Annotated in this window: 17 protein-coding genes and 1 tRNA gene; 7 read left to right on the plus strand and 11 right to left on the minus strand. The window is 67.6% G+C overall.

Annotation, left to right across the window (positions count from 1 at the left end; all coding sequences use genetic code 11):
• Positions 1-41 precede the first annotated feature (41 nt).
• The 3 genes from panB to pcnB form a co-directional block, all read right to left on the minus strand.
• Entirely contained in the window at positions 42-842 is an 801-nt protein-coding gene (gene panB / locus QZY03_RS09690) for a 3-methyl-2-oxobutanoate hydroxymethyltransferase (protein WP_295580435.1), read from the minus strand.
• A gap of 304 nt (positions 843-1,146) precedes the next feature.
• Positions 1,147-1,680: a 2-amino-4-hydroxy-6-hydroxymethyldihydropteridine diphosphokinase gene (gene folK / locus QZY03_RS09695; RefSeq protein WP_363169260.1), complete on the minus strand. Its 534-nt coding sequence runs from the start codon at positions 1,678-1,680 to the stop codon at positions 1,147-1,149.
• A complete protein-coding gene (gene pcnB / locus QZY03_RS09700; RefSeq protein ID WP_295580436.1) occupies positions 1,680-3,008 on the minus strand; it encodes a polynucleotide adenylyltransferase PcnB in 1,329 nt (442 codons plus the stop codon). The genes folK and pcnB overlap by 1 nt, the downstream gene beginning before the upstream one ends.
• Positions 3,009-3,129: 121 nt before the next feature.
• Here pcnB and QZY03_RS09705 point away from each other — a divergent pair.
• The 4 genes from QZY03_RS09705 to QZY03_RS09720 all read left to right on the plus strand — a co-directional run bounded on the left by QZY03_RS09705 (position 3,130) and on the right by QZY03_RS09720 (position 5,823).
• Positions 3,130-3,205, plus strand: a tRNA-Glu gene (locus QZY03_RS09705).
• A 117-nt stretch (positions 3,206-3,322) separates the two neighbouring features.
• Complete coding sequence (locus QZY03_RS09710; RefSeq protein ID WP_295580439.1) at positions 3,323-3,697, plus strand: hypothetical protein; 375 nt, start codon at positions 3,323-3,325, stop codon at positions 3,695-3,697.
• A 63-nt stretch (positions 3,698-3,760) separates the two neighbouring features.
• On the plus strand, positions 3,761-4,480 hold the full coding sequence (locus tag QZY03_RS09715) for a Crp/Fnr family transcriptional regulator (protein ID WP_295580441.1): 720 nt from the start codon (positions 3,761-3,763) through the stop codon (positions 4,478-4,480).
• A gap of 23 nt (positions 4,481-4,503) precedes the next feature.
• A complete protein-coding gene (locus tag QZY03_RS09720; RefSeq protein ID WP_295580443.1) occupies positions 4,504-5,823 on the plus strand; it encodes a hypothetical protein in 1,320 nt (439 codons plus the stop codon).
• 53 nt (positions 5,824-5,876) lie between these two features.
• On the opposite strand, the gene QZY03_RS09725 is transcribed toward QZY03_RS09720, so the two are convergent.
• The 3 genes from QZY03_RS09725 to QZY03_RS09735 form a co-directional block, all read right to left on the minus strand.
• Positions 5,877-6,545 carry a response regulator transcription factor gene (locus tag QZY03_RS09725; RefSeq protein ID WP_295580445.1) on the minus strand — a complete coding sequence of 223 codons (669 nt, stop codon included), beginning with the start codon at positions 6,543-6,545 and terminating at the stop codon, positions 5,877-5,879.
• 572 nt (positions 6,546-7,117) lie between these two features.
• Positions 7,118-8,359 (minus strand): PAS domain S-box protein, encoded by a 1,242-nt coding sequence (locus tag QZY03_RS09730; RefSeq protein ID WP_295580447.1) that lies wholly within the window; start codon positions 8,357-8,359, stop codon positions 7,118-7,120.
• The gene (locus tag QZY03_RS09735) at positions 8,349-11,174 is read right to left on the minus strand and encodes a glycosyltransferase (protein WP_295580449.1); all 2,826 of its coding nucleotides are present in this window, start codon (positions 11,172-11,174) and stop codon (positions 8,349-8,351) included. Before QZY03_RS09735 ends, QZY03_RS09730 begins: the two co-directional genes overlap by 11 nt.
• A gap of 32 nt (positions 11,175-11,206) precedes the next feature.
• Between QZY03_RS09735 and QZY03_RS09740 the strand changes: the two genes are divergently transcribed.
• Positions 11,207-12,895, plus strand: a complete 1,689-nt coding sequence (locus tag QZY03_RS09740; RefSeq protein WP_295580451.1) for a hypothetical protein — start codon at positions 11,207-11,209, stop codon at positions 12,893-12,895.
• On the opposite strand, the gene QZY03_RS09745 is transcribed toward QZY03_RS09740, so the two are convergent.
• From QZY03_RS09745 to senB, 5 genes are all read right to left on the minus strand, one after another.
• Positions 12,814-13,098, minus strand: coding sequence for a hypothetical protein (locus QZY03_RS09745; RefSeq protein ID WP_295580453.1), 285 nt, complete (start codon positions 13,096-13,098; stop codon positions 12,814-12,816). The two genes, QZY03_RS09740 and QZY03_RS09745, sit on opposite strands and share 82 nt — an antisense overlap.
• An 86-nt stretch (positions 13,099-13,184) precedes the next feature.
• Complete coding sequence (locus tag QZY03_RS09750; RefSeq protein WP_295580455.1) at positions 13,185-14,888, minus strand: sulfatase-like hydrolase/transferase; 1,704 nt, start codon at positions 14,886-14,888, stop codon at positions 13,185-13,187.
• Positions 14,885-15,610, minus strand: a complete 726-nt coding sequence (locus tag QZY03_RS09755; protein ID WP_295580457.1) for a methyltransferase domain-containing protein — start codon at positions 15,608-15,610, stop codon at positions 14,885-14,887. Before QZY03_RS09755 ends, QZY03_RS09750 begins: the two co-directional genes overlap by 4 nt.
• A 93-nt stretch (positions 15,611-15,703) precedes the next feature.
• A complete protein-coding gene (locus QZY03_RS09760; RefSeq protein WP_295580459.1) occupies positions 15,704-16,858 on the minus strand; it encodes a response regulator in 1,155 nt (384 codons plus the stop codon).
• Positions 16,859-17,396: 538 nt separating this feature from the next.
• Positions 17,397-18,344 carry a selenoneine biosynthesis selenosugar synthase SenB gene (gene senB, locus QZY03_RS09765; RefSeq protein WP_295580461.1) on the minus strand — a complete coding sequence of 316 codons (948 nt, stop codon included), beginning with the start codon at positions 18,342-18,344 and terminating at the stop codon, positions 17,397-17,399.
• 105 nt (positions 18,345-18,449) lie between these two features.
• On the opposite strand from senB, the gene senA reads away from it, so the two are divergent.
• Positions 18,450-19,760: a selenoneine synthase SenA gene (senA, locus tag QZY03_RS09770; RefSeq protein WP_295580463.1), complete on the plus strand. Its 1,311-nt coding sequence runs from the start codon at positions 18,450-18,452 to the stop codon at positions 19,758-19,760.
• A complete protein-coding gene (gene egtD, locus QZY03_RS09775) occupies positions 19,757-20,749 on the plus strand; it encodes an L-histidine N(alpha)-methyltransferase (RefSeq protein WP_295580465.1) in 993 nt (330 codons plus the stop codon). Before senA ends, egtD begins: the two co-directional genes overlap by 4 nt.
• Positions 20,750-20,964 lie beyond the last annotated feature (215 nt).

Raw genomic sequence — 20,964 nt, forward strand, 5'->3', positions numbered from 1 at the left:
CTGGAGCGTGGGAGCCAGATCGCAACGATAGTATTTGTTGTTTAGTAGGGCGTCTCTTCAGTGCCAGGGAAACTGCCGGCCCGGACGGCCGCCACATAGGCCGCGAGCGCCTCCGACACCGCACCCCGACCCTTCAAAAAGTCCCGGCTGAACCGCGGCGACCGGGGACTCAGGCCCAGCATGTCGTGGAGAACCAGCACCTGGCCGTCGCAACCGGCCCCGGCGCCGATGCCGATGACCGGGATGGTCAGCGAGCGGGTGATGGCCTCGGCCAGGGCGGCCGGTACGCATTCCAGCACCAGCAGACTGGCGCCGGCCTCCTGGAGTGCCAGGGCATCCTGGCGGATGGTCTGCGCCGAGTCCGGGTCGCGCCCCTGAAAACGGTACCCGCCGATGCGGTTGACTGATTGGGGCAGCAGCCCGAGGTGGGCGCACACCGGCACCCCCTGTTCGGTCAGGCGCCGCACCGCTTCGACCATGTTGGCGCCGCCCTCCAGTTTGACGACCTGTGCGCCGCCTTCCTGCATCAGGCGGCCGGCATTGATCAGTGCCAGCTCCGGGGTGGCACAGGCAAGAAAAGGCAGATCGGCGATCAGCAAGGCATGGCTGCGACCGCGCGCCACGCACGCGGTGTGGTAGGCCATCTGATCGACCGTGACCGGGACCGTGGTCGAGTGTCCCTGCAAGACCATCCCGAGTGAGTCACCGACCAACAGGACGTCCAGGCCGGCGGCATCGAGCAGCCGGGCAAAACTCGCGTCATAGCAGGTCAAACAGGTGATGCGCTCGCCGCGGGTCTTCATAGCGGCGAGCGTCGCGACTGAGATCGGCGCGGCGGGCATGGGGGGGCTCCGGGTTGAGTTGCGGGGTGTCCGCGGCGGGTGCGCAGGCGCCCGGTTGGGTGCCTGTGTCCTAGACAGTCACAAGGATAATGCGCGCGGCCTGGGCGCGCTAGTTGGTTTCGGCGATTGACAGGAATGAACATCCCGACCGCGCAGGCCGGCAAGATCCGGAGTGGCTGTCGGGGCGACTTCAGTCGCCTCTAAATATCGGTCGATCCTTTCTCTGACGTGCGACGGTAGGGGCGAATATCGGGGCGACTGAAGTCGCCCCTACATCGCGGTCGATCCTTTTCCGCAAACCGCCTTACGGCGGTCCGGCCTGATCCGGGATCAGTTGAACATCTTGCAGGCCATCGAGGGCGGCCACCAGGTCCACCAGCAGCCCCTGACCGGGGATCAGGAGCCGGGACGGCGCGATCTCAGCGAGCGGCACCAGGACGAAAGCGCGGTGTGCGATCTCGGGATGCGGCAGGACCAGATCGGGCGTATGCAGCGTGAGTTCACCGAAGACCAGGAGGTCCAGGTCGAGACTGCGCGGTCCCCAGCGGACGCCGTCGCGCACCCGACCATGGGCGTGCTCGATTGCTTGCAGGGCCGCGAGCAGTGCCGGCGGGGTCAGCGTGGTCGCGATCGAAGCCGCCGCGTTGACGAATGGGGGCTGTGCCACCGGGCCGACCGGCGCGGTGGCATAGAGCGAGGAGCGAAAACACAGGGTGCAGCCGGGCATCAGGGCGAGTTCGTCCAGGGCGCGCAACACCTGTGCATGCGGGTCCGCCAGATTACTGCCCAGTCCGATATAGGCCATGACCGGCGGATGGCGCTGCGCCCGTACCATCATTACCCAGCGACCGGGCTGGCCGCCGCGGGCTTACGCCGCCGCGGGCGTTTGCGTTTGACGCCGCCCTCGCTCATAGTCGAGCGATCCGTCGGGTCGGCCTCCTGATAGCGCGTCCACCAGTCGGCAAGTTCCGCATCGGCCTCTCCGGCCTGTGCCCGCAGCACCAGAAAGTCATAGGCGGCGCGGAAGCGGGGATGCCCGATCAGGCGTGACGGCCGCTTGCCGTCGCGCTGCAGCAGGCGCGGCTGGAGGGACCAGATCTCGCGCATCGGCAGCGAGTAACGTTTCGGAATGGACACCAGGGGCTGCTGGCGGGCGCAGACCTCGTCGGCCGCTTGCAGCATCGCGTCGGCGTCCACCATGCCCTTGGCCAGGAGTTGTTCGTACCGTTGCCGTACCGGCTCCCACAGCAAGACCGCGTAAAGGAAGAAAGGCGCGACGGGTTTGCCTTGCTGGATCCGCTCGTCCGTCGTGCGCAGGCCGCGGCTGACGAAGGTGATGGGGAAGGCGTGGTCCTCTTGGGCCAAGCAGGTCTCGGTGGCCGGGAACAGATACCCGAAGAGCCCGTAGTGACGCAGTTTCTCGAAGGTTTCGAGCCCGTAGCCGGCGTGGAACAGCTTGATCAACTCGTCGAACAGGCGGGCCGCGGCGATGTCGCCGAGCAGGTGCCCGAGTTCGAACAGGGGGCGCTCGCTGTCCGGTTCCACCGCGAACCCGAGTTTGCAGGCGAAGCGCACCGCGCGCAGCATCCGCACCGGGTCCTCGCGATAGCGGCGGGTGGGGTCGCCGATCAGGCGCAAATGCCCGTTGCGCAGATCGTTGAGGCCCCCGGTGTAGTCGATCAATGAGAAGTCATTGATGTTGTAGTACAGCGCGTTGATCGTGAAGTCCCGCCGCAGGGCGTCCTCCTCGATGGACCCATACACGTTGTCCCGCAGGATCATGCCATTCTCGACATGGCGCTCCGCGTCGACATCGTCCGCCCCGCCGGCGCGGAAGGTGGCGACTTCGATGATCTCGCGGCCGAAGTGCACATGGGCGAGACGGAACCGGCGGCCGATCAGACGGCAGTTGCGAAAGACCTGGCGAACCTGTTCAGGGGTGGCATCGGTGGCCACATCGAAGTCTTTGGGCTCATGGCCCAACAGCAGGTCGCGCACGCCGCCGCCCACCAGATGGGCAGCGAAGCCCTCCTGCTTCAATTTGTAGAGCACCTTCAGGGCCTGCTCGCTGATATTGGCGCGTGAGATGTTGTGCTCGGGGCGCGGCACGATCAGCGGACCCGCCACGGTGGCGGTGCGTGGTGCCTCGGGGTCGTATTCCTGCATCACGTGATCGGAGAGTCCTTCAGGTCGGGAGTGGGGTTCGAGAGTCGCCTGACATCAATGTAACCGCCGCTTGTTGTGTGGCGGGATCTCCGTATAATACGCCCTTCTTCGCATCCGTACCGCTCCCTTCGTCTAGTGGCCTAGGACACCGGCCTCTCACGTCGGTAACAGGGGTTCGAAACCCCTAGGGAGCGCCAATTAGATTAGGTGGTTAGCTCGGATCCGTCCGACTGTCGCCTTAACCGTCCGAAGCTTTTCCGAATATTTGGTCTAGCTCGGGCGGTTTTTTATGCCCACTCGGTTGGGAGGGTGAGATGGCGAGAAAGGCGATCGTACGAGTGTCGGACTGGGCGCGAACCAAGGCCGAGCTGTCGGACCTGGCGCGCCGGGCCGAGGAGGGACAGGTGTTGCCAGAGGCCGATTATCAACTGGGGTTTGCTAGCGCGGCGCACCTCTTCGATGCGTTGCCCCCCGCGCGGCTAGCGCTCTTGGACGCGCTGAAAGGGTTCGGCGCGGTGTCGGTCGAGGCCCTAGCCAAGCATTTGGGGCGGGCTCACGGGCTGGTCCAGTTGGATCTGGCTGCGTTGCAGGAACTGGCGCTGGTGGAGCAGGATGCGGCGGGCCTAGTTTTCGTGCCCTGGGAAGAGATTCAAATCCAGGTGACCCTGGCCGGGGCCAAGGCGGCTTAGGCGATTTCTGTCCTCGCCCAGTCGGTGGGACGTGCCGACCCGGTATTCGCTGCGGAGAGGGCGATGATCGAAAGTTTGCGGAACACTCCCTTGCTGTCCGAACTCAGCGACACCCAGTTGCAGCGGGTCGCCGCTCGTGGGGTCCGCCATTGTCTGGACGAGGGACAGTGGCTGTTCCGTCAGGGCGATCCGGCGCGTTGTTTCTATCTGGTGGAGTCGGGTCAAATCCGGCTCTTTCGACTCGCGCCGGACGGGGCCGAAAAGGTCATCGAGATCGTCTCGCCGGGCCAGACTTTCGCCGAGGCGCTGATGTTCCTCAAGGCTCCGCGCTACCCGGTGTGCGCCGCGACGCTGGCGCCCACCGTCCTGCTCGCGATTGATGCCCAGGACTTCGCCGCCATGCTGCGTGAGTCGATGGACACCTGCTTCGTCATCATGGGGGCGCTGAGCCGGCGCCTGCGGGGGCTGATCGGGGAAATCGATAACCTCACGCTGCACACCGCCAAGAGCCGGGTCGCCCGCTATCTGCTTGCCCACTGTCCGGAAGACCGGCGCGCCTTCGCCCTGGACGTGCGCAAGGGGGTGTTGGCCTCGCGGCTGTCAGTGAAACCCGAGACCTTTTCGCGGGTCATCAAGCAACTGACCGATGACGGCATCATCACGATCCACGGCGCTCACATCACCATTCTGGAGCGGATCGCCCTGGGCGAACTGGCGGAACTGACGGCGACCAGCGAGTTGGGCAGCGTGCCGGGTGAGATTGCCACTGGCGCGATGCCCTAGTGGATGCGCTGCGCTTATCCACCATGAGCCGGGCGCCGCGCGTCGGGCTCTTGTTCGACTTCGATTTCGATGCGGTGGCCCATGCGCGGCTCGCCGGCGCGCCGTTCCGGTTCGATCGGGCCGGGTTCGACCTGTTCTCTTTTCCGAGCAACCTGGGCCTGATCGGCTTCGATCTCGAACGCTTCGTCCAGGGCCTCGCACGGCGGGCGCGCCGCCGCGGCTGGGCGGGAGTGGTGTCGCACCAGGACCAGTACGGTGCCCTGGCGGCGGCCCTGGTCGCGGAGGCCGCGGGATTGCCGGGGACCTCTCCGGAGTCGATCATCGCCTGTCAGCATAAGCTCCACGCGCGCCGGGTGCTGGAACGGGTCTGTCCGCAGGCCAATCTGCCCTTCGCCGGACTGGACTGCGACTACGGTCAGCCGATTCCGCAAGGGCTGCGCTATCCGTGTTTCGCCAAACCGGTCAAGGCTGCCTTTTCGGTGCTGGCGCGCCGCGTGGACAGCCGCGCCGAGTTACAGGCGCACACCCGTTTCGGTCGCCGCGAGCAATGGCTCATCCGCCGTCTGGTCGAGCCATTCGACCGCATCGTCCGGCGGCGTTTGCCCGAGGCCGGCAGCGCTCACCGCCTGTTGCTGGAAGAACCCCGGAGGCTTGCGCAGTACAACCTCGACGGTTTCGTGCACGAGGGCCGCATGCAGGTGCTCGGCGTGGTGGATGCGATCCTGTATCCCGGCACCCAGGCGTTCCAGCGTTGGGAACTGCCGAGCCGGTTGCCGCCGCCGGTCATCGCGCGGGCGGCGGATATCGCACGCCGGTTCCTCAATGCGGTGGACTTCCGCCGCGGTCTGTTCAACATGGAATTCTTCTACGATGCCGCCGCGGACCGGGTGACGGTGATCGAGTTCAACCCGCGTCTGGCCTCCCAGTTCGGCGATTTGTACCGGCGCGTCCTGGGCCTGGACCCCCATGCCATGGCCCTGGCGCTTGCCATCGGCGCGGACCCCCGATGCTTGCCGCGGACCGAGCCGACCGCGGCCGTTGCCGCGAGCCTGGTGTGGCGGGCCTTCCATGCGCACGAGGTGCCGCCCATGCCGAGTCGCGCCCGGCGGGCGGATCTGGCGCTGGCCTTGCCGGACGCGCTGCTGTTCACCCAGCCGAAAACCCGGTCGGCCATCGCACGGGATCTCAAATGGCTCGACAGTTACCGCTACGGTCTCCTTCACCTGGGCGCCCGGGATGCCGACGACCTGCGGCAGCAGTGCGAACAGGCCGCGGCGCTGCTCGGTTGGCCCAATGCACCCTATGCGCGGGGGCCTGGGTCACCGCTGAACGCCGACGGCTGACCGCCCCGATCGGCCCCAATCGTCGGTTAAGAGTCGCCGTTGCTTCAAACGCCTCACAGGAGCCCGTGCTCGCGTGCCCGCGACACCGCCTGCGTTTGGGAATGGACATTGAGTTTGCGATAGAGGTTGCGAATATAGGACTGGACGGTTGACAGCGCCACGCCCATCGTGGCGGCCGCCTGAGCATAGGACTTGCCGCGCGCGAGGTGCTCCAGCAGTTCGGTTTCCTTGCTCGTCAGCCGGGGCAGATCGGCGGCGCCGGCCGCCGGCCCTTGTCCGGCGAGTTTGAATAGATAACGTGCCAGTTTCGGGCTGATCGGATAGTTTCCCGCCATGATCTGCTCAATGGCGCGCGTCATCGAAATACTCGAATCGCCCTTCAGGATATAGCCGAGCGCCCCGGCGCGAATGGCGTTGAGCACCCGCGTTTCAGCGGAGACGACTGAAATGACCATGATCGGCACGGTGGGAAAGCGAAGATGCACGGCGCGGATGACATCAATCCCGTCGAGGTCCGGCAAACCCAGATCGACCAGGGCCAGGTCAAGGCGCGCGTCGGGGGCGTTGCAGCAGGCCAGGGCCGCGGTTCCGGTTCGGCAGCCATGCACCAGCCACGGGATCCCCAATTGGTCTACCGCTTCGCCGATGGCGCGTTGGAAGTAGGGATCATCCTCGACGACCAATACCTGTCGCACCGTGGGAATGGGGGTCGTTGAAGACATGTTTGCTTGGCGGATACCTTTACAATCGTTGTCGTTGTCGTTGTCGTAATCGAGTTCAGTCGATGATCCGCGCGAGGATGCGTTGGTCCCGTGCGTGGCGATCAAAGCTTCTCAAGCGCTTGACGGTGTTATGCGCCCAAGCGAAGGTGTCAGGCCAGGATGGCCTGACTACGCACCCGGCGAGCCCAAGTGGCCGGAATCTTGATCGAGGCCTCCGTGATTCGCCGCCGGGCCTGGCATGGCCTGCGTTACCCATAAATATGGGGTGCCGTCACCCATGGATATGGGGTTTACGCGGAGCGAGCGCCACATCAAAATCAACCACCAATTCTGAGCACTTGAGGATCGGTGCGCCTCACCCAGACCACCCGGGATTGTCGGATGGACCCACAACAATTCAAGGTATATCACTTGGGAGCAGGGACGTTCGGGACGAGGAGCCTGGAGACAGGGACGCTCGGGACAGGAATGTTCGGGACAGGGAGATCGGGTACAGGACGGTTCGACGCGCAAAATCGCCATCACGGCGGTCTTGCGCAGTCCCCTCGTCCGCCTGGTCCGCACCCCTGCAATCATGTCCGGTTTGGCGCTGGGCTCAGCGGCAGGGTCAGGGACACGCTGGTTCCTGGTTCCAGCGGGGTGAAGTCGAGCCGGCCGCCAATGTCGCGCGCCCGTCGCTGCATGTTCGCCAGACCACGACCCATCTTGGGGACGGCGGGCAGCCCGATGCCATCATCGCGCACGGCGATCCGCAACGCGCTATCCCGATGATACCAGGCGGCGATCCGGATCTGGTGCGCCTGAGAATGCTTGACCGCGTTGTTCAGGCCTTCCTGCAGAATCCGCAGTAAATTCAGAACTGTCCGCTGCTCTAACGGCGGGCAGGCCGACAGCTCGATCTCCCAGTCGACCTGCATCCCGAGGCCGGACAAGCGCCTCTCACAGCGATAGCGATAATCGGCGATGGCGTCATTCAGGCTGAGGTCCTCGTGACCCAGCGTTTCGATGACCAGATGGAGGTCATCGAGACACTCATGCAGTAACCCGCCCATCTCGGCGCTGGTGAGCATGTTGTACTCATTGCGCAGGCAAGCACTGGCCAGTTGAGAGGCAAAGCCGTCATGCAGGTCCTGCAGCAGTTGCTCGCGCTCCTGCATCCGCGAACGTTCCGCCAGGCGCTGGCGCTGCACTGCTTCCGCCTGCTTGCGCTCGCTGATATCGCGGGTGATGCCAAGGATTTCCAAAAACGTGCTGTCGGCACTGATCGGCAGGCAGGCAATGACATCAGTCCAGACGGTGGAGCCGTCTTTGCACTTATGCTCAAGCTCCAGCCGCATGGTTCCCGTTGGCAACCCGGCCTGTAACTCGCCCAGAAAGCGACTGAACTGCGCCTGCACCAGGGCCAGCGAAACGGGCGTGAAAATGTCTTCAAACGTTTGCTGCATGACCTCCTCCGGTGTGAAGCCGCGTAATTGTTTCACCGAGGGGCTGACAAAGGTGAATTTGCCTTCCAGATTCATCGTCCAGATGACATCGATGGCCGTCTGCGCCAATAACCGGTAACGCTCCTCGCTGATGCGCAAGCGCGCTTCCATCTGTTTGCGTTCGGTGCTATCGACCAGGTGCGCCCGCAACTCCCGCAGTTGCTCATTCTGGATCTCCAACTCGCGCTGGCGGATTTGCAGTTCGCGGACCCGGCGTTCGAGGTCGCCGACCGACTGCGCGGCGGCGCTGTCCGGCGGCTGCCGATGCAGGCGTTGTTCCGCCTGGCGGCGCAATTCAGCGGCCTCAATTCCGGTTGGATCAGGGGTCATCGGTTCTTGCTCGCTCGATCAATAAAGTTAGGCGCTGACCGTGCCGATAACCCCGTTGCGCCTGCGACAACAGGGCGCACCCGAGCGCCGCCGCATAGGGCAGCGCCTGCATGACCAGCACGATCATCCACATCGCCGACGCGAGATCCCCCGGCTCCCGGTGCAGCGCCAGGGCCGCGATGCAGACCAGGAGCCCGAGTAGCAGCGCGGCCTCCTCGCGAACGCCGGCGAGCGGGCTGTCAGCCTGAACTGAAGTCCTGGCCGAAGCCGGAGCCGGCAGCGCTCCTTTACGGGTCACCGTAAACACGGCGCGCCGCCCGCTCAGGCCCGCGATCACACCCCGCGCGATGCTGTGCGAGAGCCCCATCCCGGCCAGGGCGGCGCCCGCGATGTCGCCCGGCGGGCAGGGCACCCGCCGCCAATACAGCAGCGGTCCCAGCACCAGCCGCGCCAGGAAGAACACCGTCAGCGGGACGATGAAGAGCGCGAAGGGCACCCCGAACCACCGCGGTGCGGCCAGCAGGCCGAGCGTCCAGAGGATGGCGGCGAGGCTGAACACCAGGTGCAGGGCATCGCCCAGCCAGGGCAGCCAGCCGGCCAGGAAGTGATAGCGTTGCCCCAGACGCAGCGCCGATGGCCCGAGCAGCGCCCGCCCGTGCCGCCGCAGAATCTGCATGGCGCCCTGCGCCCAGCGCCGCCGCTGGCGCCGGTAGGCGGCGAAGTCGGTCGGTACCAGACCGGTGCCGAGCACCTGATCCACATACACCGCCCGCAGTCCGCGCTGCAGCAGGCGCAGCCCCAGTTCAGTGTCCTCACAGACACAGTCCGGCGCCCAGCCGCCGACCTGCCGCAGCGCCGCCGCCCGGATCAGCGTCATGGTGCCGTGCTGCACGATCGCGTCCCGCTCATGGCGATGGTGCATGCCGATGCGGAAAAATCCGTCGTACTCCCAGTTCATCATGCGTCCGAGCCGTCGCTCGCCCCAGTCCCGATGCGCCTGGGGCGCCTGGATGATACCGACGTCCGCATCCGCGAAATAGCCGGCCAGGGCGCGCAGCCAATCGGATTGAACCAGATAGTCCGCGTCCACCACCGCCACCCAGGCCGCCGCCGGATCCGTCTGTTCCAGGGCGAAATTCAGTGCGCCCGCCTTATAGCCGGGCCAGTCGGGCAGATGGAAGAAGCGCAGGCGCGGTGCTCGGCGACACGCGGCCGCGGCGGCCCGCATCCGCGCCGCCACATGGGCCTGCACCGGGTGCCACAGGTTCGGATCGCGCGTGTTGTTGTCGACCACCAGCACTTCGTACGCCGGCCAGTCGAGCGCGAGCAGGCTGTCGATGGCGGCGATCACCATGTCCGGCGGCTCGTTGCTGCACGCCAGATGGATGCTGACCAGGGTCGGCGCCGCAGCGGGGGCCGCCGGTTTGACGGGGGCCTGATGCCGCAGGCTGCCGGCCCAGAACAGCTCGGCGAATTCGAATGCCTGGGCCAGCAGAATGGCGGCCATCACCGTCAGTGCCAGCCCCAACAGGACCCACACCGCGGTGTCCGGCGGCGCCAGGTAATGCACCAGCGGCAGGGTCGCGAGCAGCACCCCGAAAGCGGCCACCGCCTGGGCGCTGAGTGCGAAGGCCAGGCGCCCGGCCAGCCGCATGTGCGCAAAGGCCAGCAGAAACGGCAATATCGCGGCCAGTCCGAGCAAGGAGGAAAGCAACGCCTTGTCCGGCCAGTAGGGGTCCGCGTCGATTGGCCCGGTGAATGCGAACTTGGGTCGGCGGGCGGCGTCCAGCAGGCCCCAGTAGGCGCCCACGCTGCCCTCGGTGGCGCGCTTCCAGGGCTGATCGATGGCCTCCATCAGGTAGTAGTCGAGATTCCGCGTCGCGGCCAGCGCCAGGAAACCGCGCACGAAGGCCGCCTGGGCGTCGGGGGCGGCACGTGCCAGCTTGACCGCCGGGCCGCCGCTGGGCCAGCCGATCTCGCCGATGACGATCGGCTGATCCGGAAAGCGGGCGCGGATCGCGTCATAGCGGCGCAGCGCTTCGTCCAATGCCGCTGCCATCGGCACCCCCTCCCAGTACGGCAGCAGATGGACAGTGATAAAGTCCACATGGTCGGCCAGCGCGGGTTCACTCAGCCAGATGTGCCAGGGTTCGGCGGTCGAGACCGGTACCGGCAGGGCGGCGCGCAGCCGGTCCAGGTGGGCATACAACGCGGTCAGGCTCAGCCGGTGGTGGACCTGAGTCTCGTTGCCAGCGATGACGCGCTCCACGCCGGCGTGTTGGCGTACGGCGTCGAGCGCCGCCGCGATCTCCCGTTCATTGTTGTCCAAACGCTCATCGAGCCAGACGCCGAGCGACAACCGCAGGCCGAATTGCTGCGCCAGCGACGGCAGCGTTGGAAACTCGAGAGCGCTGTAGGTGCGCAGTCGCCCCGTCAGGCCCGCGAGCAGGCGCAGGTCGGCTGCCAATTCAGTCTCGGTGGGAAAGCGCGGGGTCAGCGGGCTATCCCAGCGCTGGAAGGCGTTGTAAGCCAACCCGTGGACGCGGGCCGGCGCCTCGGGGGCCGCGTGCGGCGGGTTGAAGGCGCGCCAGGCCGCGACATTGAGCAAGAGGACGAGCGCCGCGATGAGGCCGGCGCCGCCCCACCGGGCGGCGGTGTCCCAGCGGCGCGCGCGGTGCCGCGGTGGGCCGCCCCGGTCGCTCACTACGCCGGCATCGGCCCCCGGTTGTGTGCGGGGCTCAGGATCCGGGGTCGGCCTGATCCGGGCAACCAGGCATTCGGCGGTGCCGGTGCGCACGGTGGTTCCGGACTCCATGTTCAATGTCGCACCCGCGAGGCCACCTGCCGATGCCCGTCACTGAAGTCACTGAGTCGCCCCCATCGCCGCCGCCACCCAGCGGCCGCCCGGCGCGCCGGTTCGGCGTCCTGCTGCTGCTGACCGCGGCCCTGGCCGGCCTGCTGGTTTGGACGCTTGAGCGCGGCCGACCCGTGCCGCTGCCGGATGCGGGCGCCGCGCGACTGCCCTGTGTGTCCTACGCACCGTTCCGCCGGCCGGGGCAGGCGCCTTTCGATCCGCTGCTGCTGGTTCCGCCGGAGCAGATCGCCGCCGATCTGCGCCTGCTCGCCACCCTGACCCGCTGTGTGCGCACCTACGGGCTGGATCACGGGCTGGACGCCGTCCCCGCAATCGCCCGCGGGCTCGGTCTGCATGTCGTCCTGGGTGTTTGGGTCGACCGCGACCCGGCGGCGAACACGGCCCGGCTCGACCGTGCTCTGGAACTGGTTCGCACCCATGCCGACGTGGTGGATCTGCTGGTGGTCGGCAACGAGGTGCTGTTGCGCCGGGAACTGGCGCCGGACGCGTTGGCGGCCTTGCTCGCCCGCGCCAAACGGGAGTCCGCCGTGCCCGTGGCCTATGCCGATGTGTGGGAGTTCTGGCTGCGCCATGGCCAGGTGCTGCGCGGCGAGGTGGATGTGGTCGCGGCGCACATCCTGCCCTATTGGGAAGACCGGCCGGTGGCCGTGGCGGACGCCGTCGACCATGTGGCGGCAATCGCCGCCGCACTGGGTGCCGTCTTCGACCCGCTGCCGGTCTTCATCGCCGAGACCGGCTGGCCGGCGGCGGGCCGTCAACGCGGACCCGCGGTACCGGGTCGCCTGGAGCAGGCGCGCTTCGTGCGCGAATTGCTGGCGCGTCAGGCCACCGACCCCTTGTCCTTCAACCTGATCGAGGGCTTCGACCAGCCCTGGAAGCGCGCCTTGGAAGGCGCCATGGGCGGCGCCTGGGGTCTGTTCGATGCCCAGGGGCAGGCGCGGGTGACATTGAGCGGCCCGCTGGTTCCCGATCCGCACGGCTGGCGATTGGTTGTGGCCGCCGCACTCGGCGGGCTGGCCGGGCTTCTCTGGGCCGTCCGGCGGGGCCGAAGTCAGGGCCGGATCGCGGCAGCGGATCGGCGCTGGCAGGCGCTGATCTTGGTGTTGGGTGGAGCCGGCAGCGCCGCGCTGCTGCCTTTGCAGTGGGACGCCCTGGTGCTGTGGAGCCGCGGTCCGCTGGAGTGGGGGCTCGGTGCGCTGACCGCGCTGTTGGCGCTGCTCTGCGCGCTGGCGGCGGCTGGCCGACTGGCCGACTGGCCGAGTCGCAGCGGGCGCCCCGGCCTGGTTGATGCGGCCAGGCTTGGATTCCTGTTCGTGACGGCGATGGCGGCCCTGGGCCTGGTCTTCGATCCGCGTTATCGGCCGCTCGCCTGGCCGACTCCGGCGGCGCCGGCCCTGCTGTTGTCGGCGTTGGCGCTGTTGGGCGATCGCTGTGCCGCCGGTGCCCGGGAGGAGCGCTTGCTGGCGGCGGTCTGTGCCGGTTGCGCACCCTTGATCGCGGTCCAGGAGGGTCCGGCCAACACCCAGGCCATGGTCTATGTCCTGTTGTTGCTGGCCCTGGCGGTGCCGATCCTGTTGCCTCATCGTGGGGCCCCGGTTGCCGGTCGCACCAGGGCCAGTCCGGCGAGCAGCACCGCGGGCGCCGCAGCCGAGGTTGAATAAAGCATCAGCCCCGCGCCGCCCGCCGCCAGCGCCGCCAACGCCGCGGCCCGCCACCGGGTCAGGAGCGCGATCAGGCCGCAGGCCAGCGCGAATAAACCCAGGCGCTGGGCGGCGAAGGCCTGAATCGTCAGGCTCCGCAGGATGCAGGCCGGACCCTGCCAGGGTGCGGCGTCACAGGCGGCGGTGAGATCCGCCGGTTCCACCAGCCGGTAGCGGGCGAGGCCCGCCAGCAGCAGCGCCGCCGACAGGATCCCCAGCGGCAGCAGCGCGGCCGATCGCCGCCGCCCGCTCAGGGCGAAACTCCCGGGTTCGCCAGGGCGGCGGTCCGCGGCCCGGCCGGATGTCCGGCCCGCGCCAGCGCCGTCAGCAGCATCGCGGTCAGATCGTGCAGCCCACCCAGCGGCGCCCGCGGCGGCTCCAGTCCGGGGTGGAAGCCCAGCGCGGTGAAGCGCGCCAGCAGTTCAGGGTCGCGGGCAATGATGTGAACCGGTACATCCCAGGAGGCGCCTTCGCCGCTGACGTTGGCGGTCGGTTGATGGTCGCCCACCAGCACGAACAGCGTCTCGCGCGGCTCGGGTTCGCGCAGGAAGCCGCCGAGCCAGCGGTAGCTGTATTCGACCATCCGCAGATAGTCGGGGAGCATATGCAGCCAGTTGGGCTGCTCCGCCAGGGTGCGCTCGACCTCGGCCGGGTCGAAGGGCCGGTCGGTCAGCACCCGCTGCCAGTCCGGCTGGTACGGCGGCACCTGACTGAACGGCAGGTGGCAGGTGATGGTGGGGAAGAACAGAAAGCGCGGCGGCACACCGGGGCCGCGGGGGTGCAGTTGCTCGAAGCGGGCCAGGCTGAACTGGTCCGGGATGTTCCAATACCCCAGCGGTGGGCCGCGATAGTCCAGACTGCGTCCCTCCAGGAACACATCGAACCCGTAGAAGGCCCGCTCGGGCCAGTCCCAGGACAGCGCCGGGTAGAGTCCGACCGTCTGATAGCCCTGGCCGCGAAAGAGTGTCATCAGGGTTGGCCGGTCCGTGGTCAGCAGCAAATCGTGGCGGTTCGGGTCGGACAGGTCCAGTCCCGAGAGCAATGACAGGTGTGCCAGATCGGACCCGCCGCCGATGGTGGGCGAGCCGAGGAAAGCCGATACCACCTGCCGCCCGCCGCCGGCGATGGCGTCCGCCAGTTGCGCGCGCGCCGTCGCCAGGCGCGCGGCGGCTTGCGGGTTGTCGTAGGCGACAGCGCCATAGGATTCGAGCAGGATCAGATACAGATCGCGTCCGCCCAGGGCGCCGAGCGACTGGCCCGGCGGGGCCGCGAGCGCCTCATCCAGCGCGGCGGAGGGCGGCAGCGCCTGCGCCAGCCGTTCGGGCGAAACGGCCGTGGCCAGCAACCGGGCCTGCCGCCAGTAGGTCGGAATCACCGGTTTGGAGACCACCGGCCAGGTGGCCCGCCCACCGGCCAGATTGGCGGTCGCGAGCACCACCGCTGCGGCGCTGAGCGCCCACACCCAGGGTGTGCGCAGCGCATAGGGCACGGCCTCGCGGGCCGCCACCGCGATGGCCAGCCGCAGCAGCCGGTACAGGCCCCAGAACAACAGCAGCACCACCGCGACCAGGCCGGCGCTCCGCCACCAGGCCAGGTCCTGGGCCGACACCCACAGGAAGCGTGGGATCTGGGCGCCGTCCCAATACAGATTGATCGCGCGGCCGAACAGGCTGGGCACCGTGACATCGGCATAGCGGCCGATCACCAGCAGCAAGTACACCAGGGTAAAGGCCGCCAGTGCGCCGCGGGACAGGGTACCGCGCAGACCCACCACGGTCAGGAGCCCCAACCACAGCCAGACGAACTCCGGTGCCAGCCGGTGGTCGGGCAGGACGCCCGGCGTCGGCCACCACTCCTTGAAGCTCAACATGCCGTTCAGGACCAGCAGCGCCAAGACCGCCGCCGCGATGCGGCGGTAGGGACGGGCGGAGACGGACAGGGTGTGGGTGGTCATCCTGCGCTCAGTGCCGGTTGGTCGGGTCCACCGCCGCCGGGACGGAGTCGGCTGCCCTGGTCCGTGGTTGCCGCCGCCACCCGGCCTTGGGCGATGTAGCCCATGCCATACTGGGTCGGGGTCAGCCGCCAGTCGGTCAGCCGCGGGGCGATGCGATCCCAGGGCGTCCGCAACTCACCGGGAGCGCCGTTATAACCGTGGTTCTTGAAATAAACCCAGAGGTTCAGCGGCGCCAGCCAGCGGGGGAAGAACTTGATGCCCGCGATGGCCACCGCCGCCCCCGGCCGCGCGCCGGCCAGGAGGCGTTCGAGGGCGGACGCTGAGCGCAGAATGTCGTGGGTGTAATGAAACAACAGGGCATCGACCGGCGTGGGCAGCGCCAGGCCCTGGGCGGGCGTCTCGAACAGCGTGATATTGGTCCAGCCGGCCGCCGCGACCCGCGCGCGGGCCTGGCTGAGCATGTCGGGGCTCTGGTCGAAACCGTAGACCCAGCCGGAATCACCCACCCGCTGGCGCAACAGGGGCAGGCTCAAACCGGTGCCGCAGCCCACATCGAGCACCCGTTGTCCGGGTTGCAGCTGCAGCGCGGCGATGGTGCGCTCGCGGATCGGCCAGGTCGGGCCGCAGGTGGCGTCGTACCCGGCGGCGCGCTTGCGGTACTTCGCCACGGACAGCGAGCGCACCTGGGCGTCGGGCAAAGGCTCTGGTTCATCGATTTTCATGGCTCGGAGAGTGACGGCGGATGCGCCCCGGCACAAGCGGCGCGCGACCGCCGCGACCGGTGGGGATATGACGGAGCCCGTCGCAGCAAGCCGCTAGGGCCACAGACGCCATCCCAGGATGATTCCCAGGATGATCACGAGCGCCAGCGCTCCGGCCAGCGCACCCAGGATCAGGTTGAAGCGCCGCGTGGCAGCGGCGATGCCCCGTTGGATACGTTCGTCCATGATCCGCTCCGACTTCAGTTCGCCGGCGGCGATCCGCTGATTGATGAGCTGACTCCACTCGGTCCGGAATTCGGCTTGCAGGCGGTCACGAAACACCTGGTTCATCTCCAGAAGACGCTTCTCACGCTGGATAAGGGTCTCCAGAATCGCGGCGTTTTGCGCGTCGTGTTCCTCTCGATAGTGCACCAGCCGCGGGCAGTCGGTGAGACTGCAGGGCGCGCTGTCGCTTCCCGACTCGGTTGCCGCGCACGGGTCGGGCGGCGGCGGGGCGACCGCAGGCTGCGGCGGATGCCCGAGATCACCCGCGCGAACCGTGGCGACCCGTGATGGCTCGATCGGCGCCACATCCCCGACCGGGGGGGGCGGCAAGGGTTGGACCGGCACCGTCAGTATCCGGTCCGCGGCCGGTCGCTCGTCGCGTTGCGGGAAGGCATCGGGCGAATCCGCATCGGGCGAATCCGCATCCACCGAGTCCACATCGATCGCATCCACATCGGCCAAATCCTCGACCGCATCGGTAGTCTCCTCCAGGCCAAGCAGCCGCCGGTTCCCAGGGATCGACAACCAGGCCCCCATGTCCATGGATTGCACCTCATAACCCTGGTCTATTTTGTTCGCCGCCCATCCCGGCGAGCGGACACTCAAGTCATCGATCTGATTGACCTGCGCGACCTGTTGGACCAGTGGAACGACGCGCCGCTGCAACTCTTCGTGAGGGATCACCTGCGTGGCGCCGAACGACTTGACGCGTTTGGCGTGCCGCTGCCCGGCGGTGTCGGTGATCACATAGATCGGCAGGGTCGGCAGGCGTTGACGCAGGATGACCAGGGCGTCGATCGTCTCATCGACCGCGGGGGCCAGGCCCAGCACGATCGCTTGCAGGTCGTCACCGCTCTGCAGGATCGCCGCCGCGTCATCACAGATCTGGATGCTCGCCCCCGCGGAACTGAACATGCCGCACACGAGTTGTCGCGCGACGCGATCCTTGATGCTGACGGCGATACGGACTGGTTTCTTACTCATGACGCTCCCGATGAATAGCCCCGGACCGCAAGGCCCGCGATGCCCGGCAGTTCCAAATTTTAGGGCATCGCGCGCCCCCCGGGTGGATGCGGCGCGCACGACCGACGCGCGGGTCCCCGAGCACCGTGCGGCGCGCCTTATCCACCCTACAACAGTGTCGGTTTTGTAGGGTGGATAAGCGCAGCGCATCCACCATCAGCCCTGGTATCGATCAGATTCCGCGCTGATTCTGACATGGATTCCGCGCGGCTGGCTCGGGTATTCCAGCAGTTTATACGCAATCAGCGTGTTATAGCCGTCGGACGTGATAACCCGCCCCTACGTCAAGGCCCTGTCTGGATCTCAGGTGCGCGGGCGCTACCGTGACAGTCCCACCGAGACCTGGTCCTCGTGGGAGCGGCCTCCGGCCGCGATGCGGTGCCGGGGTGGGGGACCATGGTCGAGATCTCGCGCGATCCCATCGCGGCCGGAGGCCGCTCCCACGGGAGACGTATCCTGACCGCCGTGACCGCGCCGAGCCTTGATCTCAATCAACGCGTCACAGTTCGCCCAGCAATGCCGCCCAGGCGGACGTTTCGCCCTCCAGGGTAAAGAGGTGCCGCCGTCCTGCGCAAGCGGACACCAGGCTTTGGTAAAACGCGGGATCGGTCTCCGCCCGCAGCAGCAGGTCGCGCAAGCCTGGCGTGTCTTCGACCGGGTAGTAGCCGGGGTAGTCACAACCCAGCAGGCCGATGGAGCCGCTGATCCGCGAGGCGATGACCGGCAGACCAGCCACCAGGGCCTCGGAGATGACGTTGGCCCCGCCTTCCATCCGCGACGGCAGCACCAGTAGATGGGCGCGTGTATAGGCCTGCCGTACCCGGTGGTGAGGAACCTCGCCGTACCAGCGGTAGCGGGGGTTGGCGGCCATTTCCCGGGTCGCCGCCAGCGCCCAGTCCGGGCTGTGCGCGGCCCCGTAGTGATCGACCCGCAGCCGGCTCGCGGGCGGCAGCTCGCGCATGGCCAAAGCCGGACGCAGGGGATCTTTCTCCTCGCGCAGGTGCCCGGCGACGCAGACCAGGAAATGCCGCCTCGAGGGGCGCCGGGGACCCGTGGGTCGGGCCGATTGGTGAATGATCCGGATTTTCGACCGGTGTTCCGGCGGCACCCGGTCGCCGATCAGGTCGTGCAGGCCCACCAGGCGGTGGGCGAGTGCGATGGAGCGCAGCGTGGGCTCCGGGTGGCTGTCGATGAAGCGGTAGGCGTCGGTGCCGGTCAGTGCGACCACTAGCGGGCGGTCCGGATAGTCCGCGGCGAACCGGGCGATGGCGTCCGCACTACGCCAGGCGTGCAGTGCAACCATCAGGTCGGCGGATTCGCCCCCATAGTCGACAGAGACCTGGACCTGATGCCCCAGGGCGCGCAGGATCGCGGCCCAACGGGTGGCCGTCGCCCGGTTTCCGGACCGGGAGCGCGGTGGAGCCGGGGTGATCAAGCGGATGTGCATGGAGTATTCTTCACGGCCTGTGAGCGGCCGAGCCTGTGACCGATGGCGTTGCGTCGGGGGCTGTCGAAGACCCCTATGTGACGCTGCACCGCGCATTTGAAAGCCATGACCACCATGACCACCATGACCAGCATGACGACCCTGAGTGCCCAAATCCAAGACGCCCGCGCCCGCACCTTGGCCCTGATCGCGGGTCTGGATGAGGTCCAGCTCATGGGGCCGCGGCTGCCCATCGTCAATCCGCTGCGTTGGGAGATCGGCCACGCGGCCTATTTTTACGAATTATGGGTCCTGCGCCACCACGGCGGCGAGGCGCCGGTCCGGCCGGACGTGGACCAGCTCTACGACTCCATGACCATTGCCCACGACACCCGCTGGGACCTGCCCCTGCCGTCGCTGGCGGACACCCTGGCCTATATGCGCAGGGTGCAGGAGCGGGTGTGCGCGCGGCTCGCCGATGGCACGGATGACCCGCGGCGGGACTATCTCGCGCAATACGCTCTCTATCACGAGGACATGCATACCGAGGCCTTCACCTATACCCGCCAGACCCTGGGTTATCCGGCGCCCGCCATCGGGACCGCGGTGCCTGGGGTCGCACCAGCCGACCGGCCGTCGGGCGATGCGGCGATTCCGGGCGGCACGTTCCTGCTGGGTGCCGCGCCCGCGGACGGCTTCTGTTTCGATAACGAACAATGGGCGCATCCGGTCGAGGTGAGTCCCTTCCGGATCGCCCGTACCGCGGTCAGCAACACCGAGTATGCCGCCTTTGTGGACGACGGCGGATACCGGCGGCCCGCGTTATGGGACCCGGAGGGCTGGCAGTGGCGGACCGCCGCCGCCCTGGATCAGCCGGTCTATTGGCGCCGGGCGGGGAGTGGCTGGGAGCAGCGGCGCTTCGCTCAGTGGGAGGCGCTGCCCTCGTTTGCCGCGGTCATTCATGTGAGCTGGTACGAGGCCCGCGCCTACTGCCGCTGGGCGGGGCGCCGTCTGCCCACTGAACTGGAATGGGAAGTAGCCGCGGCCGGTGCGCCGGCGCAGGGCGGTCGGGGCCTGGCCAGGTCCAAACGCCGCTACCCCTGGGGCGATGCCGCTCCCGATCCGACCCGCGCCAATCTCGACGGCGCGGCCTTGGGCACAGGTGACGTGGCGGCCCTGCCGGCCGGCGACAGCGCCTTCGGTTGCCGCCAACTGATCGGCAACTGCTGGGAGTGGACCGACACCCTGTTCGGCCCCTATCCCGGCTTCCGTCCGGATATGTATCAGGACTACTCACAGCCGCTGTTCGGCAACACGCGGATCCTGCGCGGCGGCGGGTGGGCAACCCGCGGCCGTCTCATCCGCAACACCTGGCGCAATTACTACGGCCCCGAGCGCAACGATGTCTTCGCGGGCTTCCGGACCTGCGCCCCATGAGCCTGCAATCAAACGGCAGCCGACCCGCGCTGCAACTGACTGACCTGCACCCGACCCCGGCCGATCTGGCGGCCGAGGTTCTGGCTGGTCTCCAGCGCCGGCCCCGCGCGATTCCGCCCAAGTTCTTCTACGACGCTCGCGGATCCCAGCTCTTCGACGCCATCACCCGGACGCCGGAGTATTACCCGACCCGCACCGAGATCGCCATCCTCCAGACCCGGGCCGCCGAGATCGCCGCCTGCGTGGGTGCCGGCAGCGTGCTGGTGGAGCCGGGCAGCGGCAGTTGCATGAAAGTCCGGTTGCTGCTGGAGGGGCTGAAACCCTGCGCCTATGTGCCCATGGACATTTCCCGCGATCACTTGCGGGTGGCCGCGGAGCAGGTCGCGGCCGAGTTTCCCTGGCTGGAAGTCCATGCCGCCTGCACCGATTTCACCCGCCGGATGGAAGTGCCCGACAGCGCGCCCGAGGGGCCGCGGGTGGCCTTCTTTCCCGGCTCCAGCATCGGCAACTTCGACCCGGACGGGGCGGTCGACTTCCTGGCGGTGGTGGCTGCCCTGGTCGGCCCCGGCGGCTTCCTGCTGATCGGGGTCGATCTCAAGAAGGATCCGGCGGTGCTGAACGCGGCCTATGACGACGCCGCCGGGGTCACCGCCGCCTTCAACCTGAACCTGCTGGCGCGCATCAATGCGGAGCTTGGAGCGGACTTCGACCTAGGTGCCTGGCGCCATCGCGCCTTTTACAATGCCCAGTTGGGTCGGATCGAGATGCATCTGCTGAGCACCGCCGATCAGCGGGTCCACTGCGGCGGTATCTGCTTCGATTTCGCGATGGGGGAAACCATCCACACCGAGAATTCCTACAAATATTCCATCGCCGAGTTCCAGTCCATTGCCTCGTGTTCGGGCTTCACCCCCGAGGCGGCGTGGACCGACACAGGCAACCTGTTCAGCGTCCATCTATTGCGGGTTCCCGATGCGTCCGCGGACTGATCAAGCGTCGGAAATGTTGTCGTTGTCGTAATCGGAGAAGCGATCGATTCGCGACATGGCCTTGATCAAGATTCCGGCCACTTGGGCTCGCCGGGTGCGTAGTCAGGCCATCCTGGCCTGACACCGTCAGGGCTGGAAGCCCTGACTACGCACGCCACTGGCCGGGATTACGATCAAGGACGTTCCGGCGGCGCACTGGAGGTCGAGGCTTTACG

Origin of the sequence: uncultured Lamprocystis sp., from assembly GCF_903933125.1 — a bacterium.
Classification (GTDB): domain Bacteria; phylum Pseudomonadota; class Gammaproteobacteria; order Chromatiales; family Chromatiaceae; genus Thiodictyon.